The following is a 16,905-nucleotide window of genomic DNA, read 5'->3' as shown; positions in this document are numbered from 1 at the left end:
TTACTTCACTGCTTCTTTGAGCTTGTTGCCCGCTTTGAACGCAGGAACCTTGGACTCGGCGATTTCGAGCGTCGCGCCGGTTTGCGGGTTGCGGCCTACGCGCGCGGAACGCTTGCGCGTCTCGAACGTGCCGAAGCCGATCAACTGTACCTTGTCCCCGGAGGACAACGCGTCGGTTACTTCGCCAAGGAAGCTGTTCAATACGGACTCGACGTCTTTCTTCGTCAGGCCGCTCTTCTCGGAAATGCTGTTGATCAAATCTTGCTTGTTCATGCTTACGATTCCTCCTAATCAATCCAACGGTAAAATATAGCGAAACACAAGTTATGTATTCTCTCGGATGCCGGGAAAATCCTGCTTTGCGACCGAACATTTCATCATTTTCGCAAAATATTCACGCGTAAGAAGGCATTTCAGCTCCTTTTGGCATCCTGCCAGTAGCTTTCCATCTCATTGATATCAGTTTGGTCAAAGGATTTCCCGCTTAAACGTAGTCGTTCCTCGATATACTGAAATCTTTTGGTAAATTTTCGGTTCGTCGCGGATAACGCTTCTTCCGGATCGATTTTCAGGTAACGGGCCAGATTGACGACCGCGAACAGGAGATCGCCCATCTCTTCGAGCAGCCGTTCCGCCCGGTCGTCGCCGGCGCCGGCCAACGCCTCCTGGAACTCGCGCAGCTCTTCCTCGATCTTGTCGGCGATCGAAGCAGGCTCGCTCCAGTCGAAGCCGACCTTCGCCGCCTTCTTCTGCACGGCGACCGCCCGCATGAGCGACGGAAGCCCGCTCGGAATGCCGTCCAGCACCGAAGCGGGCGCCGCGTCGCCTGCCGCTTCCCGCTCCTTCGCCTTCACGTCCTGCCAAGTGGCGAGCACGTCGTCGACCCCGCCGACCCGGACGTCGCCGAACACATGCGGATGGCGCCGCACCATCTTCGCGGCCAACCCCGCGACGACGTCGTAGATGTCGAACGTGCCGGCCTCTTCTTCGATCTGCGCATGCAGCATGATTTGCAGCAGCACGTCGCCGAGTTCGTCCCGAAGCGCGTCCATGTCGTCGTTGTCGATCGTCTCGAGCGCCTCGTACGTCTCTTCGATGAAGTATTTGCGCAGCGACTTGTGCGTCTGCTCTCGATCCCACGGGCAGCCCTTGGGGCTGCGAAGCTTCGCGATAATCTCGTGCAGCCGCTCGAACGTCCGGTAATGGACGTCGTCCCGCTCGGTCGGCGGCACGTACACGAGCGACAGATTGCCGTACCCGCCGACCCGGTCCAGTTCATACAACGGCACGTGTTCGATCCGTTCCTCGCCGGCGACGCCGAGCGCATGCCCGACCGTCACCTCGTAATCGTCGGGATACCGCTCCATCAGCCCCAGCTTCACGTCCGAAGCGACGAACCCGTCATACACCTGCGTAATCAGAATGTGATTGTACGGATTCAAGCGCTCCGGTCGGAACGCCGTCCCGTCGGCCAGCTGGAAGCCGTCCGCCGGATCGAAGCCGAGCGCGACGAACGCACGGTCGAGGAAGCTCTCGCCGCCGACGATGCGCAAGGAGACGCCGGCCGCGGGGCAGCGCTCCCGCAGGAGCGCCACGGTCGACTCCGCGACCGACGGATGCCCCGGCACCGCGTAGACGAGGTCGGCCCCGGCCGCGGCGCGTCGCAGCAGGTCGTCGACGATGGCCTCGTACACGTCCCCGAACTGTCCGTGCGCTTCGTAGAGCGCGTCGTAGGTTTCGTAGGCGACGCCCTGCTCTCGCATCCAGGCCGTCACCGGATGCTTGTCCGTCCGCAGCAACAGCAGCGGCGCCGTCCGCACGGCGTCCCATGCGCCGAGCGTCAAGCCGTCGGGGCCGCCCGGTCCGAGTCCCGCGACGGTAATGCGTCCCGTATTTCGTAGCACGCCATCCACTTCCCTTTTTCCCGATTGATACTTCATTCTACGCATAACGAAAAGGCTTCCGCAACCCGCGCCGCATGCGTGAGGTTACGGAAGCCCTTATGTAGGCGCGCGGCCGCGCCCGTCCATCGATCCGAAAGCGAATCGGTTCACTGCTCCATCTGCTTGGCTAAGAAGCCGGCCGCCGTCTCCGCCATCTTCACTTCCATCTGACTCATCTTGGTGCCGTCCTGCTTGCTGAGCAAGATGACCGAACCGATCGGATCGCCCCCCGCCACGATCGGCGAGCAGACGAAGGAGCTGTACGTCTCCGTCAAATCTTTGCATATTTCGTATTCGCCGGCATTCGTCTCCGACGTCGTCTTTCGGTTTTCCATCGCCGTCTCGACGATCGGACCGATCTGCTTGTCCATGTATTCCTTCTTCGACGCCCCGGATACGGCGATAATGTTGTCGCGGTCCGAGATCATCGTAATGTGCCCGGTGCTCTCGCTCAGCGATTCTGCGTATTCTTTGGCGAAGTCGCCCAGTTCCCCGATCGGGGAATATTTTTTCAATATAACCTCTCCGTCGCGATCGACGAAAATTTCCAGCGGGTCACCTTCGCGAATACGCAATGTCCGACGAATTTCCTTCGGGATAACGACCCGTCCGAGATCGTCGATTCTGCGTACGATTCCTGTTGCTTTCATGTTGTATGCCCTCGCTTTCTAGAAGTTTGAATGCATCGAAGTCGTCCGTCCTGTACGGTTCGAGGGGGGTGATGACCAGTGTAATATTCGACCTTAGTATTTGTCGCTAACGATTCACTTATACGCCAGTTCTTGTACAAACCGTCCAACATCATGCATCCGTATGGGACTGTTCGCCATTATTGTTGCCAACCAATTGAAAGCAAAACAGGATGTTCATAAGAACATCCTGCCAATTCATACAACGTTTGTCGAGCGTTGCGCGCCGTCCTTCAGCACCTCGCGGTATTGCTGAAGCAGCTTCTCCGCCGCGAGGAGCGCGTCCTCCATGGACAGCCCCTTGCGGTTCATCTGGATGACGATCTGCTTGCCCGGGACGAGCTTCAGCTTGCGCTCGAACCGGTTGCTGAGCGCGAACAGCTTCTGGCCGTCGATGCGCTCGTTCTGCTCCGGCCCGAACGTGAAGATCAGGTCGTCGCCCTTGGCCGCGATCGACTGGATGCCGTACTCCGCCCCGTACACCTTGAGGCGCGCGACCGCCAGCAGCGTCTGGACCGGCGTCGGCATATCGCCGAATCGGTCGGTCAGCTCGTCGGCCAGCTCGTTCTCTTCCTCGAAGGAGCGGATGCCCGCCACCTTCTTGTAGATCTCGATCTTCTGCGCGCTGTCGTAAATGTAATCGCCCGGCAAGTACGCGTCCAACGTGAGCTCGATTTGCGTATTGACCGGCTTGGAGCGCCGTTCCGCCGGCTCCGCGCCTTCGATGCCGCCGTCGAGCGCCGCCTTCCGTTGTTCGATCTCCTCGGCCAGCATCTGCGAATACAGATCGAACCCGACGGAGGCGATGAAGCCGTGCTGCTCGCCGCCGAGCAGATTGCCCGCGCCGCGGATCGCGAGATCGCGCATGGCGATCTTGAAGCCGGAGCCGAGCTCCGTGAACTCCTTGATCGCCTGCAGCCGCTTCTCCGCGACTTCGTTCAGCACCTTGTCGCGCTGGTACGTGAAATACGCGTACGCGATCCGATTCGAACGGCCGACCCGGCCGCGCAGCTGGTACAGCTGCGACAGGCCCATCTTATCGGCGTCGTGCACGATGAGCGTGTTGACGTTCGGAATGTCGACGCCCGTCTCGATGATCGACGTGCTGACGAGAACGTCGAATTCGCCGTCGAGGAAGTCGAGAATCGTCCGCTCCAGCTCCTGCTCGGACATCTGCCCGTGCGCCGAGGCGACCCGGGCGTCCGGCACGAGCGCATGGATCGTATCGGCCATCTGCTGGATGCCTTGGACGCGGTTGTACAAGTAGTACACCTGCCCGCCCCGGGCGAGCTCGCGTTCGATCGCGTCGCGGACGAGCGCGCCGCTGTGCTCGACGACGTACGTCTGCACGGGAAAGCGGTTTTCCGGCGGCGTCTCGATGACGGACAGGTCGCGCACCCCGAGCATGGACATGTGCAGCGTCCGCGGGATCGGCGTCGCCGTCAGCGTCAGCACGTCGACGTTCAGACGCAGCTTCTTCAGCTTTTCCTTGTGCGTAACGCCGAATCGCTGCTCCTCGTCGATGATCAGCAGACCGAGGTCCTTGAACTTGACGTCTTGGGAAAGTATTCTATGCGTCCCGATGACGACATCGATCGCGCCGCTCACGACGCCCTTGATCGTCTCGGTCTGCTCCTTCTTGGAGCGGAATCGGCTCAAGACGCCGATGTTGAACGGGAAGCCGCCGAAGCGCTCCCGGAACGTCTCGTAATGCTGCTGCGCGAGAATCGTCGTCGGCACGAGCACGGCGACCTGCTTGCCGTCCATCGCCGCCTTGAACGCGGCCCGGATGGCCACCTCGGTCTTGCCGTAGCCGACGTCGCCGCACAGCAGCCGGTCCATCGGCTGCGGCCGCTCCATGTCGCCTTTGATCTCTTCAATGGCGCGCAGCTGATCCGTCGTCTCGTCGTAAGGGAACATCGCCTCGAACTCTTGCTGGTACGGCGTATCCTTCGGGAAGGCGTGGCCGGGGGCCGCCTGGCGCGCCGCGTACAGCTTGATCAGCTCGTCGGCGATGTCCTTGACGGCCGATCTCGCCTTCGACTTCGCCTTCGTCCAATCGCCGCCGCCCAGCTTGTAAACCTTCGGCTCCTTGCCTTCCTCCGCGCCGATGTACTTCTGCACCATGTCGATCTGTTCGATCGGCACGGACAGTTTATCGCCGCCGGCATACAGAATATGCAGGTAATCCTTGTGAACGCCGTCGATCTCGATCGTGCCGATCCCGACGTATTTGCCGATGCCGTGATTGACGTGGACGACGTAGTCGCCGATTTTCAGCTCGGTGTAGCTCTTGATGCGCTCCGCGTTTTCGATCTTCCGTTCGACCTTGCGCGCCTTCCGCTGCTTGGCGCTGAACATCTCGCCCTCGGTAATGACGACGAGATGGACCGACGGCAGCTCGAAGCCGCTCTGAAGATTGCCTTCGATCATCGTCTGCTCGGGGATGCCGTAATCGGCGAGCACCCGGCGCATGCGGTCGAGCCGCTCCTTGCTGCCGGCCAGCATCATGACGGTCGACTTCGACTTGCTCCATCGCTCGATCTCCGTCTTCAGCACGTTCATCTGCCCGTGGAACTGCTGCATCGCGCGGCAGATGACGTTCACGATGTTTTGCGGCTGCGTGTTCGGAATTTGCCGCAGAAACAGCGACAAATACACCGTCTGCAACGGCTTGTGGAAGAAGAGCGATTCATAGCTCTTCGACAACGCGAAGCTCGGGATCGTCTTGCCCTCCTGCAGCAGGTGGGTCGTCCACTCCGCCTCGTCCCGATCGAGCTGCTTCGCCGTCTCGAGCAGCCGGTTGGGCTCGTCGACGAGCAGCAGCGCATCCTTGGGCAAGTAGTCGAGCAGCGTCTGCCGCTCGGGATACAGCAACGAGACGTATTTATAAATGCCGGTAAAATAAGCGCCTTCCCGCAGCTTCACCAGGTCGCCGCCGATCTCCTCGCGGAGCTTCTCCTTCGCCGTCCGGTCGGTCGTTCGCTCCAGCTGGCGGTCCAGCAGCTCCGCGGCGGTCCGCGCCGCGTTCTCGAACCGGCGAGGCTCCGCGAACAGCTCGCGGCTCGGCAGCAGCGTGACCCGCTCCAGCCGCTCCTTCGAGCGTTGATCGACGGGGTCGAACAAGCGGATCGAATCGATCTCGTCGTCGAACCACTCGATGCGCACGGCGAGATCCCCCGCTTCCCCGCCGCTTCCTTCGATGGGCTTCAGCGGATATACGTCGACGATGCCGCCGCGCACGCTCATCTCGCCGCGCCCTTCCACCCGCTCGACGCGCTCGTAGCCGAGCTCCGCGAGCCGGCCGAGCAGCGCGTCGATGGCGAGCGTCTCGCCGACGGACGCCGTCACCGCGGCGCCCTGGAACGTCTCCTTCGGCGCGACGAGCCGGCGGACGCCCGCGTACGGCACGACCAAGACGCCCCGGAAGCCGTTCGCGAGGCGGGACAACGCATCGATCCGCTGCGAGACGAGCTCGGGGCTCGACACCGCCGCCTCCGTCGCGATCGACTCGTTCGCGGGGTACGCGAGGAGCTCGCCGCGGGGCAGGCACTCTTCCAGATCCTCTATTAATTTTTGGGCGGAAAACATATTATGCGTCATGACGACGATAGGGCGCTGCAATTGCGAATGCAGCGCCGCGACAAATACGCTTCTAGCCGAGCCGGTAAGCCCGGACACCAATTGTTCCTTCAGCCCCGACCGGATGCCGTCCGTCACGGTAATCAGATCGGGATCCGTCGCAAGCGCTTCTAATAAACGTCTCATTTCGAGATTAGGACACCTCTTTCCCGGCAAACCAAAACAAGCCTAGGCTGACAAGCCAAGGCCGTTCATCCCGCCCGATGCGCCGGCGCGTGGCCGGTCATTGCAGCGGGCTGGATACCAGCGAAAGCTCCGGATGAGACTGGAGCGCTTCGCGGCAATAATCGCATACAAGCTTGACGGTAACGTCGCCGCTTGAATTATACGTAATTATATCGTTGCGCTCCTCGGGGGTCAAGAAATGGAATCCGAGCTGCGCCTCCGTGACGTGCTCGGACGAAATTTCCCCGAGCGGCATTCTGCAATGCTTACATTCATAGCGAATCGACATAACGTCCCCACCTCCCGTGTCCATCTGATGTTAGTATCGCCACGGGAGCGGCGGTTCCATTCAGCTTCCGTTAAATTTCGCCATCGCCTTCTCGAACGGCTCCTTCAGACAGTATTCCATCGCGTCCGCCGCCTTCGTTACGGTCCGCTCGAGCGCTTCCCGCTCCTCCTTGCGGAACGTCGACAGCACGTAGTTCGAGATGTTCGACCCCGGCGCCGGCCGCGAGATGCCGAGCCGAATGCGATGGAACTGATCGGTGCCGAGATGGGCGATAATCGACTTGATGCCGTTGTGTCCGCCGGGGCTTCCCTTCATGCGCAGGCGAATCGAGCCTAACTCCGTGTCCATATCGTCGTACACGACGATCAGATCCGCGGGGTCCGGCTTATAGAAGTCAAGGAACGCTCGCACGCATTCCCCCGACAAGTTCATGTACGTCATCGGCTTGATCAAGTACGCTTTCTCGCCCTCCACGCGCGCTTCGGCGACGAGCCCCTTGCACTTCGACTGCGCCGTCGAGACGCCCCATCGCTTTGCGACCTCGTCCAGCGCCATCCACCCGATATTATGCCGCGTATCCTCATAATCTCTGCCCGGATTGCCGAGCCCGACGAACCATTTCATCCCATATTCACTCCCGTAGCCATTATACACCAAGGGCAAACAAAAAGTCCCCTCTCCCAAGGGGACTTCGACGTTCTTCTGCGCCCGAAACCGGCCGTTAGTCCGCGTGAGCGCCGACCTGCTCTTCCGTCGCTTCCGCCACGTCCTGGTCGCGGATTTCGTCGGTCGCCTCCGGCAGTTCCTTCTGCGGCGCGAGGATCGTAGCGATGATGTCGTTCTCGTCGCTGCGAATCTCGACGCCCGCCGGTACCGCCAGATCGCGCACGTAGAGATGTTCACCGACGGCGAGACGGCTGACGTCGGCTTCGATCGCCGCCGGGATGGCGCTCGCGATGCATCGCACTTCGACGGTCGGGTTCATCACCTGGAGGATGCCGCCTTCCGACACGCCTTGCGCTTCGCCCGTCAATTCGACGCGAACCGTCGCCTTGACCGGCTCGCTCATGTCGATCTGGTGGAAGTCGACGTGCAAGATTCGCCCCAGCACCTTATCGCGCTGAATCTCCCCGATCATGACCGGCTGTTCGCCGTGCGTCGGCAACGTCAGCCGCAGAATGCCGCCGGCGCCCGCGCCGCTGCGCATGAGCTGATGCAGCGCCTTCTCCTCGATATAGATCGGCTGCGACGCCACCTTCTTGCCGTAGACGACGCCGGGAATCTTGCCGCTCTCCCGGTTCGTGCGGCGATCGGACTTCGTCTCGCCGGAACGCGATAGTACCGTTACCTTCATGTCGATCATCGAAAAAAGCCTCCTCTGGAACAGTAGATACTGAAAACGATGTACCTAATGTTCCCTGAGAAGGCCGGATATAGTCGTCTTCGACGACGTTAATCTTCGAACAGCTTGCTGATCGACAGCTCTTCGTGCACCCGGATGATCGCTTCGCCCATCAGCGGCGCCACGGACAACGTCTTCAGCTTCGTGCAAGGCTCCGGATTCGCGACCGGAATCGTGTTCGTGATGACGACTTCCCGAATCGGCGACTCCTCGAGCCGGTGCATCGCGGGACCCGACAGCACGGCATGCGTGCAGCAGGCGTACACGTCCTTCACGCCCGCTTTCTTCAGCGCGTTGGCTCCGAGCGTAATCGTCCCCGCCGTATCGATGATGTCGTCGATCAGAATCGCGGTGCGGCCCTTCACCTCGCCGATGATGTTCATGACCTCGGCGACGTTCGGCTCCGGACGGCGCTTGTCGATGATCGCGAGCGGCACGTTCAAGTAATCCGCCAACTTCCGCGCGCGCACGACGCCCCCATGGTCCGGGGAGACGATCACGACGTCTTCGAGCTGCTTCTCCTTGAAGTACGCCCCGAGGATCGGCACGCCGAGCAAGTGATCGACCGGGATGTCGAAGAAGCCTTGAATTTGCGTCGCATGGAGATCCATCGAGATAACGCGGTGCGCCCCGGCCGTCTCGATCAGGTTCGCTACGAGCTTCGCCGTGATCGGGTCGCGCGAACGCGCCTTCCGGTCTTGGCGGGCGTAACCGTAATAAGGGATGACGACGTTAATGCTCTTCGCCGACGCGCGCTTCAGCGCATCCACCATAACGAGCAGCTCCATCAAGTGCTCGTTCACGGGCGCGCTCGTCGACTGAATGACGTACACGTCGCAGCCCCGTACGCTCTCGTCGATCCGCGTTTGAATTTCGCCGTCGCTGAACCGGATCGTCTGCGAGACGCCGAGCGGCAAGCCGATATATTCTGCGATTTCCTGCGCAAGCTGCGGGTTCGAATTGCATGTGAACACCTTCAGCTTGGGATCCCGGTAAGACATGGAACGTTCTCCTCCAGCTTATGTTCGAATGGTTGGTGCTTCGATTGCTTAACGGTTCTTCTTCGCCTTGAGACGGGCCCGCAGCGTCTTCGCGTACCCCTTCTTCGTCGTCTGTCGATCGCGTGCGATCGCCATGTCGTCTTCGCCGACGTCCTGCGTAATGGTGGAGCCCGCGACGACGAACGCGCCCTTCCCGATGCGGATCGGCGCGATCAAGTTGACGTTGCTGCCGACGAACGCTTCGTCCTCGATGACGGTCTCGAACTTCGAGAATCCGTCGTAATTCACCGTAATGACGCCGCAGCCGATGTTCACGTCCTTGCCGACGCGAGCGTCGCCGACGTACGCCAGGTGCGACACCTTCGACCCGTCGTCGATCGTCGAGCTCTTGATTTCGACGAAGTCCCCGATCTTCACGTCGCTGCCGAGACGCGTGCCCGGCCGCAGATTCGCGAACGGACCGACGGTCGTGCGAGGACCGACGACCGCCTTATCGAGCACGGAGTGCTTGACGGCGGCGCCGTCGGACACCGTCGAAGCGTGGATGTCGCTGTTCGGCCCGATCGCGCAGTCCGAACCGATCTGCGTCGCGCCCCTCAGCGTCGTGCCCGGATGAATGACCGTATCGACGCCGATCGTCACGCCGGCGTCGATATAGGTCGAAGCCGGGTCGACGATCGTCACGCCGTTCAACAGATGCGACCGGTTGATGCGCGAGCGCATGAGCCGCTCCGCCTCGGCCAGCGCGACGCGGTCGTTCACGCCGAACGCTTCGTCCGCGTCGCTCGTGAGGTATCCTTGCACCGAGTCGCCCGCCTCCCGGAACAAGCCGATGACGTCCGTTAGGTAGTATTCCCCTTGCGTATTATCGTTTTTCACCTTCGCGAGCGCTTCGAACAGCTTTCGATTATCGAAGCAGTACGCGCCCGCGTTAATTTCCTTGATTTCCCGCTCCGCCGCGCTGCAATCCTTCTCCTCGACGATGCGCTCGATCGTGCCGTCCGCGCCGCGCACGATGCGGCCTAGGCCGGTCGGATCGGCGAACGCCGCCGTCAACAGCGTGCCCGCCGCGCCGGATTCGCGATGCAGCGCGAGCATGCCCGCGATCGAACGCGCCGTCAGCAGCGGCGTGTCGCCGTAGACGACGACGGTCACGCCGTCTTCGGCGCCGAGCAGCGGCTCCGCGACGCGGACCGCGTGGCCCGTGCCGAGCTGCTGCTCCTGCATGGCGTATTCCGCCCGGCCGCCGAGCGCCGAACGCACGGCGTCCGCGCCATGGCCGACGACGACGACCTTGCGGCCGACGCCCGCTTCGTCGAGCGCGTCGATGACGTGTTCTACCATCGGTTTGCCGCACACGGGGTGCAGCACTTTATGTAATTTGGACTTCATGCGCTTGCCGAGTCCCGCTGCCAATACGATGCCCATAATATTCATGATTACTGAAAATCCCCCTTTCGAATTCGCCGTTCCGCTCTGTCGAGGGTTGGTTTTTCCCACATGAAATCATATCTCACTTTCCGGAAAAAGAAAAGAGAGAGCCCTCGGCTCTCTCGTCGCATTCGTTAATTACGCTCCCTCTTCGATTACGTCTTCCTCTTCGGATGCCGCGCGGTCGTACTCCGCCAGAACGGCTGCTTGGATCTTCTCCCGAGTGGTCGACGAAATCGGGTGGGCGATATCTCGGAACTCGCCGTCCGGCGTGCGCTTGCTGGGCATCGCCACGAACATGCCATTGTTCCCGTCAATTACCCGGATGTCGTGAACGACGAATTCGTTGTCGATCGTAATGGATGCGATCGCTTTCATACGACCTTCGGAGTTCACGCGGCGGAGTCTCACATCGGTTATTTGCACTTTAGGTCACCACCTTATCATTATCGAAAAAAAGGACTTGGTGTAATATTCCACATTGTCATACAAATTCCTTCCGATTTCTTGAGACTCGCACACATTTTTTTATAAATATTCAGAAAGCTTCGGTTTCAGTCCTCGACCGCCAAGATCAACTCGATTTCCACCAGCGCGTCCTTCGGCAGCCGGGCCACCTCGACGGTCGAGCGGGCCGGTTTATGCCCTTCGAACATCTCCTCGAACACGCTGTTGAACTCGGCGAATCGATTCATGTCCTTGATGAATACCGTCGCCTTCACCGTCGACGCCAGCGTCGTGTCGCAGGCCGCCGCGACGGCCTTCAAGTTCTCGAGCACTTGCCGGGTCTGCTCCGCCATCCCGCCTTCGACCATCGCGCCTTCGGGCGTGAGCGGAATTTGGCCGGACGTAAACACGAGTCCGCCGACGCGCATCGCCTGCACGTACGGTCCGATGGCCGCCGGGGCCTGGGTTGTCGAAATTACCGTTGGATTCATAGGTTCGTTCCCTCCTCGAAATAGTTGCCTGGAGCCATGCGAATTTCCCTCGTCTTCGGATCGACGTGCGCGAGCCGCGCCAACGACACGTAATCGTCGACGAGCAGCTCCTCTTCGTCCACGCCTCCGGCTTCGACCAGGACGCCGACGCCTTGCACCGTCGCCTCGAATTCTTGAAGCAGGTCGATCATGCCGCGCGCCGTACCGCCCGCCCGCATGAAATCGTCGACGATCAGCACGTTCGCCTTCGACTTCAAGGCGCGCCGCGCGAGCGTCATCGTATGTATGCGCTTATTGGAGCCGGAGACGTAGTTGATGCTGACGGAGGAGCCCTCCGTCACCTTCGGGTCCCGGCGCACGATGACGACCGGGATATTCAGATGCGCCGCCGTCGCGTAGGCGAGCGGGATGCCCTTCGTCTCGACCGTCATGACGACGTCGATCGGCCGGTCGCCGAACACCGACGCGAACGTGCGCCCGATCTCGTTCATGATGGCCGGCTGGCCAAGAATGTCCGACATGTATAAATAGCCGCCCGGCAGCAGCCGTTCCGGCTGCTCCAGCAGGCGGCAAACGCCGTTCACGAGCGCGAGCGCTCCTTCGCGCGACATCTTCGGCACGAACTTCACGCCGCCGGCCGCGCCTGCAAGCGTATGCAATTCGCCGATGCCTTCCGTCTCGAATACCTCTTTAATGATCGTTAAATCTTCGCTGATCGACGATTTCGCCGAAGCGTAGCGATCCGCGAACACGGTCAGGGGTACGAGGACATGAGGTTTGGCCAGTAAATACTGCGTCATCTCCACGAGACGTGCGCTTCTTTTTAACTTCTTCACCTCTTATCCCCCCTTATAATTCCAAAAATCAATCAATTTCCGAACATTATAAAGAGAATATACCACTCACGTCCGTGTTTGTTCAAGAGGCGTTGCCAATAGGCGCACCACGTGAACCTCGCGGCAGAAGCCTCGGAGGCCGTTATAGATTCGAGCGAGCTTCGATTCCCGCTGCACGAGCGCGAAGACGGTCGGTCCGCTCCCGGACATCAGAGCGCCGTCCGCGCCTAACCGAAGCATCGACTCCTTGATGTACCGGACCTCCGGGTGCATCGGAATCGTCACTTCCTCCAATACGTTCCCGAGCGCGCCGCACATGCCCGCGAAGTCGCTCGCGTCGATCGCCCGAAGCAAATCTTGCGTGCGCGGTCTGCGTTCGATCCGATCGACGCGGAACCGCCCGTAGACGTCCGCCGTCGACACGTTGATCGGGGGCTTCACCAGCACGACCCAGCATGGGGGCGGCGCGCCGAGCGGCGTCAGCTTCTCGCCCCTCCCGCGGGCGATGGCCGTCCCGCCCGTCACGCAGAACGGCACGTCCGATCCGAGCTCTTCGCCGAGCTTCTGAAGCTCCTGCGACGGGATGTTTAAGTCCCACAGCCGGTTGAGCCCGCGCAGCGTCGCCGCCGCGTCCGTGCTGCCGCCCGCGAGCCCCGCGGACACCGGGATCCGCTTATCCAGGTGGATATATACGCCCTTCTTCACCCCATACCGCTCTTTAATCAGCTTCGCCGCTTGGAACGCCAAGTTTTTCTCGTCCAGCGGAATGTACCCGGCCTGGCTCGAGATAATGATCGTGTCCCGAGGCAGCTCCTCCATCTCGAGCCGATCGGCCAGATCGACCATCGTCATGATCATCTCGACCTCGTGATAGCCGTCTTCCCGCTTCCGCAGCACGTCGAGCGACAAATTGATTTTGGCGGGCGCCTTCTCGTACACTTTCACCTCGGTGGTCACCGCCTTTCCATTCAGCATCCGTCCCATTAGTGTATCACAATTGCGAGGATGCAAAAAAGGAGCCCGCGCGCGTTCGGACTCCCTTGGCTGTTCCTATGTTACGGACGATACCGTCCCGGCTGCGGTTGCATCGCCGAGCCCGTCTGCCGCGGCTGGGCGAACGACGACGTCATCGTCGCCGTCATTCCGGCGGTACGCCCCATCGTCGCCGTCGCCGTACCTATCGTCGCCGTCGAAGCGACCACCGACGACGTCGGCATCCGCTGCTGAGGCTGCATCTGCGTCCCCTGCGTCTGCGCCCGGGCCTGATCCGCCAACGTCTTCTCGGCGATCTGGAGCGCCCGCTTCACCATATTGCCCGCGTCCTTAGCCCGGATGCCGCCCCAGCCTTCCTTCTGAACGGTATCATAGAACCCTAAATCCTTCGCGAGTTCGTATTTCAGCTCCTCGGACATGATTCCCCTTCTTTTGCGCGCCATGTTTTCCACCTCCTTCGGCTAGACTGCCCCTATATCGTTCGGTTACCGATAGTATGGTTCGGGGAGGGGAGCCGCATGCGGAGGCGGGCAAGGGGACGTTTTCCGGAAATCCCGTATAAGCCCTTACAGACGAAAAAACGGCAAGGCCCCGGAGCGTTCCGGTCCTTGCCGTTCTAAAAGCAATCGCTGTTCTAGGCGGTCGTTTAGGCTTGAATGTGGGCGATTCGAACTTGTCCATCGTTGTCGCCGCGCACGGTCACTTCGACGGTCTCCGTCAAAATATCGGCGTAGCTGTATGAGACTCTCTTGAAAGCGTGTTGTTCTTGGTCCAGTTTGACAATGAACACGGAAGGGTAGGTTTCCTCCAAAACACCGGTGCGTTCGATCGTTTTGCGACGGCCGCCGTTCGCGCGAAGCGTAATTTGCTGACCGACGTGAGCTTCAAGGCTCTTCTTAATTTCCAACAGCGCATTCTTGGCCATTGTCAACCACCACCTCTTTCCTTAGGTATTATAACCGAAAAGGGGGGCTTGTGTCAAATGGCCGAATATTATATCAGTGGACTTTGCGCGTTGTCAACGGATCTCTTTAAAAAAATTTAATTTTCCGGGCCGATTCGGGGCAATCCCATCCGGTAGTTGCCGCGGGTTTCGATGCCGCCGAGCCCCTTCAGCCCACTGACGGTATGCGTGATGACATCGTAGATGTTCACGGTGTCCTTCACCGGCGTGAACGCCGACTTCGCCGCGATATAGACCGGATCGAGCGCATGGATCAAGATGCGGGACGGCGAGCTCGCGAAGTTCGCGCCCGCTTGGAGCAGCGCTTCGAAGTGCGACTGGCAGGCGCCGGCGATGATCGTCATCGCGTCGCGGTTCCGCTCGTAGGCGCGGGCGACGCGGACCGCCTGTACGAAATGCATGGAGTTTTTGTAATTGCGGATATTTTGCTTATCGCCGTCGAATCGATGCTTCAGAATGGCGTCGTGCCCCGTAATGACGACGATGTCCGGCTGCACCGCGGGCAGCAGCTGCCGCAGCGCCTCCGCCATGTCGGACTCCTGCAGATGGTATCCTTCGGCGGGAATGCGCAGCTCGTTATAGACGGCGATGCTTTTCCTCAGATACGTCCGGTCCCCGTCCAGATGTAGGATCGTGCCGGGCACGTCGAAATACGGCTCGGCCGACCGCTTCAAACCGGCGATCCGCAAACGGCTTTGCTTTAAGAGGGATACCCCCCTGACGTCTTCCTCCATCGGCTCGGTCGCCGGTTCCAAATCGTCGAGCGGCGCGTCCGCCAACAAGCGGTAAGATACGCCCTTCAACACGGCTTGTCGATCCTTAAGATCCTGGATGCGAAACAAGACGTCTTTCCCGTACGATTTGCGGACGACGCAGTCGCCAATTTTCATGTTCCATCCCTCCATACGTATATCGTATGGCGGGCATAGGCGAATGGTGAGCGCGAACCTGTCGCGCTTCCGTACGTTTACGTCTTACGCTCGCTTCGATCGTTCGCGCATCGCGTTCGCGATCGTCGCGAACTCGGATAGGCTGAGCGTCTCTCCCCGGCGCTCGGGCGCGATGCCGCACGCCTCGAGGAACGCGCGGCACTCCTCCTTGCCTCCCTCGCTCGCGAAGAACCGCTGCTGCAAGTTGTTGAGCAGCGTCTTCCGCCGCTGCACGAAGGACGCCTGCACGACGTCGAAAAACAACGCCTCGTCCGCTACGTCGACGGGCGGCTTCGCCCGCATCTTCAGCTTCACGACGGCCGAATCGACGTTCGGCTGCGGAATGAATACCGTATGCGGCACCTTGGCCACGACCTCGGGTACGGCGTAGTATTGAACCGCTACCGATAAGCTGCCGTAATCCTTCGAGCCCGGCGCCGCGGCGAACCGGTCGGCGACCTCCTTCTGGATCATGACGACGATCGATTCCACCGGCAGGCGCTCTTCCAGCAGCTTCATGACGATCGGCGTCGTGATGTAATACGGCAGGTTCGCCACGACCGATACGCCGTCGAGCCCGTCGAATTGCTCGCGAAACAGCGCCTGCAGATCCACCTTCAGCACGTCGCCGTGCACGACGGTGACGTTCGGGTAATCGGACAACGCGTCCTCCAGCATCGGCAATAGCCGCTGATCGATCTCGACCGCGACGACGCGCCCGCTCCGCTCGGCGAGCTTCTCCGTCAGCGCCCCGGCGCCGGGACCGATCTCGAGCGCGCCCTTCGTCGGTCCGAGCTCGGCGGCGTCGGCGATATTGCGCAAGATGTTCCCGTCGATGAGGAAATTTTGTCCCAAACTCTTCTTGAACGAGAAGCCGTATTTCTGCAGCAGCTCCTTCGTCTTGCGCGGCGAACCGATGCCTTCCGCCTTGTCCTGCCGCGCCGGTTCCGTCCATTGGGTCATTCGGCGTCTCCCCTTCCCGCTTCTCCGTCATACGTTCCCGCGTACGCTACCGTGCTTTCGTTCCATTCGTCGACCGGCCAGCCGCATGCGGCGAGCGCGGCCGCGATTTCCGTCCGGCGAATGCCGAACATGGCGCAGCGCTTCAAGAACGTCTTCGCGTTCGCGTAGCCGATGCGCAGCTTCCGCCCGACGAGCAGTCGCCGATGCGCGGACCCTTCCGTCCCGGCGAGCCCGACGACGAACAGGTCGGCCCAGGCGACGTCCGTCCCCGGCGCCTCCGCCTCCGTGCGCACCGCCTCCAGCGCGTGGCGGATCGACTCCGGCTTCGCGTTCTCGATGCCGATATCGTCGCCCAGCGTCGCCTCGTCTTGGGACAAGAACGCATGCTTGCAGCCGGGTACCCGTCCCGAGACGATCGAACGAATACGCTCGCCCGCGTAGTCGGGATCCGTCAGGATGATGACGCCCCGCTTCTTCTGCGCCAACGCGATGCGGGCGAGGACGTCCTTGTTTACGGCCGAGCCCCCGGTCTCGATCGTGTCGGCGTCGACCGCCCGCTTCACGGCCGTCGTATCATGCTTCCCCTCGACCACGATGACTTCCTTGATCATGCTCCGCGCTCCTTATACGATGTATTGGTATTGTACCCTTCTTCGGACAAAGAAAAAAGGGCCGCCAAAAGCGACCCCATAACTCCCGAATGAAAGAACATGATTGAAA

At 60.8% G+C, this 16,905-nt stretch carries 17 protein-coding genes and 1 pseudogene; all 18 read right to left on the bottom strand.

Annotated elements, in window-relative coordinates; genetic code table 11:
• Nucleotides 1–273, bottom strand: coding sequence for an HU family DNA-binding protein (locus tag FE782_RS29745; protein ID WP_138197986.1), 273 nt, complete (start codon nucleotides 271–273; stop codon nucleotides 1–3).
• A gap of 140 nt (nucleotides 274–413) precedes the next feature.
• Nucleotides 414–1,904 carry a bifunctional methyltransferase/pyrophosphohydrolase YabN gene (gene yabN, locus FE782_RS29740; RefSeq protein WP_238392717.1) on the bottom strand — a complete coding sequence of 497 codons (1,491 nt, stop codon included), beginning with the start codon at nucleotides 1,902–1,904 and terminating at the stop codon, nucleotides 414–416.
• Between the two features lie 146 nt (nucleotides 1,905–2,050).
• Nucleotides 2,051–2,593 (bottom strand): stage V sporulation protein T, encoded by a 543-nt coding sequence (gene spoVT / locus FE782_RS29735; protein ID WP_138197985.1) that lies wholly within the window; start codon nucleotides 2,591–2,593, stop codon nucleotides 2,051–2,053.
• A gap of 237 nt (nucleotides 2,594–2,830) precedes the next feature.
• Nucleotides 2,831–6,400 (bottom strand): transcription-repair coupling factor, encoded by a 3,570-nt coding sequence (gene mfd, locus FE782_RS29730; RefSeq protein ID WP_138197984.1) that lies wholly within the window; start codon nucleotides 6,398–6,400, stop codon nucleotides 2,831–2,833.
• A 97-nt stretch (nucleotides 6,401–6,497) separates the two neighbouring features.
• The gene (gene fin / locus FE782_RS29725) at nucleotides 6,498–6,728 is read right to left on the bottom strand and encodes an anti-sigma-F factor Fin (RefSeq protein WP_138197983.1); all 231 of its coding nucleotides are present in this window, start codon (nucleotides 6,726–6,728) and stop codon (nucleotides 6,498–6,500) included.
• A 60-nt stretch (nucleotides 6,729–6,788) separates the two neighbouring features.
• Nucleotides 6,789–7,352 (bottom strand): aminoacyl-tRNA hydrolase, encoded by a 564-nt coding sequence (gene pth / locus FE782_RS29720; protein ID WP_138197982.1) that lies wholly within the window; start codon nucleotides 7,350–7,352, stop codon nucleotides 6,789–6,791.
• Nucleotides 7,353–7,449: 97 nt separating this feature from the next.
• Nucleotides 7,450–8,091, bottom strand: a complete 642-nt coding sequence (locus FE782_RS29715; protein WP_238392716.1) for a 50S ribosomal protein L25 — start codon at nucleotides 8,089–8,091, stop codon at nucleotides 7,450–7,452.
• 89 nt (nucleotides 8,092–8,180) lie between these two features.
• Nucleotides 8,181–9,131 carry a ribose-phosphate diphosphokinase gene (locus FE782_RS29710; RefSeq protein ID WP_138197981.1) on the bottom strand — a complete coding sequence of 317 codons (951 nt, stop codon included), beginning with the start codon at nucleotides 9,129–9,131 and terminating at the stop codon, nucleotides 8,181–8,183.
• Between the two features lie 48 nt (nucleotides 9,132–9,179).
• The gene (gene glmU, locus FE782_RS29705) at nucleotides 9,180–10,568 is read right to left on the bottom strand and encodes a bifunctional UDP-N-acetylglucosamine diphosphorylase/glucosamine-1-phosphate N-acetyltransferase GlmU (RefSeq protein WP_138197980.1); all 1,389 of its coding nucleotides are present in this window, start codon (nucleotides 10,566–10,568) and stop codon (nucleotides 9,180–9,182) included.
• Nucleotides 10,569–10,700: 132 nt separating this feature from the next.
• On the bottom strand, nucleotides 10,701–10,988 hold the full coding sequence (gene spoVG, locus FE782_RS29700; RefSeq protein ID WP_138197979.1) for a septation regulator SpoVG: 288 nt from the start codon (nucleotides 10,986–10,988) through the stop codon (nucleotides 10,701–10,703).
• Nucleotides 10,989–11,116: 128 nt separating this feature from the next.
• Entirely contained in the window at nucleotides 11,117–11,500 is a 384-nt protein-coding gene (locus FE782_RS29695) for a RidA family protein (protein WP_138197978.1), read from the bottom strand.
• Nucleotides 11,497–12,336, bottom strand: coding sequence for a pur operon repressor (gene purR, locus FE782_RS29690; protein ID WP_138197977.1), 840 nt, complete (start codon nucleotides 12,334–12,336; stop codon nucleotides 11,497–11,499). Before purR ends, FE782_RS29695 begins: the two co-directional genes overlap by 4 nt.
• A gap of 66 nt (nucleotides 12,337–12,402) precedes the next feature.
• Nucleotides 12,403–13,281 carry a 4-(cytidine 5'-diphospho)-2-C-methyl-D-erythritol kinase gene (gene ispE, locus FE782_RS29685; protein ID WP_138197976.1) on the bottom strand — a complete coding sequence of 293 codons (879 nt, stop codon included), beginning with the start codon at nucleotides 13,279–13,281 and terminating at the stop codon, nucleotides 12,403–12,405.
• A 317-nt stretch (nucleotides 13,282–13,598) separates the two neighbouring features.
• Nucleotides 13,599–13,772 (bottom strand): annotated as a pseudogene (locus tag FE782_RS29680) (small, acid-soluble spore protein, alpha/beta type); the annotation flags it as partial.
• A 203-nt stretch (nucleotides 13,773–13,975) separates the two neighbouring features.
• The gene (veg, locus tag FE782_RS29675; RefSeq protein ID WP_138197975.1) at nucleotides 13,976–14,254 is read right to left on the bottom strand and encodes a biofilm formation stimulator Veg; all 279 of its coding nucleotides are present in this window, start codon (nucleotides 14,252–14,254) and stop codon (nucleotides 13,976–13,978) included.
• A gap of 116 nt (nucleotides 14,255–14,370) precedes the next feature.
• Nucleotides 14,371–15,183 (bottom strand): sporulation peptidase YabG, encoded by an 813-nt coding sequence (gene yabG, locus FE782_RS29670; RefSeq protein ID WP_138197974.1) that lies wholly within the window; start codon nucleotides 15,181–15,183, stop codon nucleotides 14,371–14,373.
• 84 nt (nucleotides 15,184–15,267) lie between these two features.
• Nucleotides 15,268–16,185: a 16S rRNA (adenine(1518)-N(6)/adenine(1519)-N(6))-dimethyltransferase RsmA gene (rsmA, locus tag FE782_RS29665; protein WP_138197973.1), complete on the bottom strand. Its 918-nt coding sequence runs from the start codon at nucleotides 16,183–16,185 to the stop codon at nucleotides 15,268–15,270.
• Entirely contained in the window at nucleotides 16,182–16,796 is a 615-nt protein-coding gene (gene rnmV / locus FE782_RS29660; RefSeq protein ID WP_138197972.1) for a ribonuclease M5, read from the bottom strand. The genes rsmA and rnmV overlap by 4 nt, the downstream gene beginning before the upstream one ends.
• Between the last annotated feature and the right edge of the window lie 109 nt (nucleotides 16,797–16,905).

The organism is Paenibacillus antri (assembly GCF_005765165.1).
GTDB lineage: Bacteria > Bacillota > Bacilli > Paenibacillales > YIM-B00363 > Paenibacillus_AE > Paenibacillus_AE antri.
Note: the sequence above shows the minus strand (reverse complement) of the source record. Positions and strands in the feature narration are given on the sequence as shown.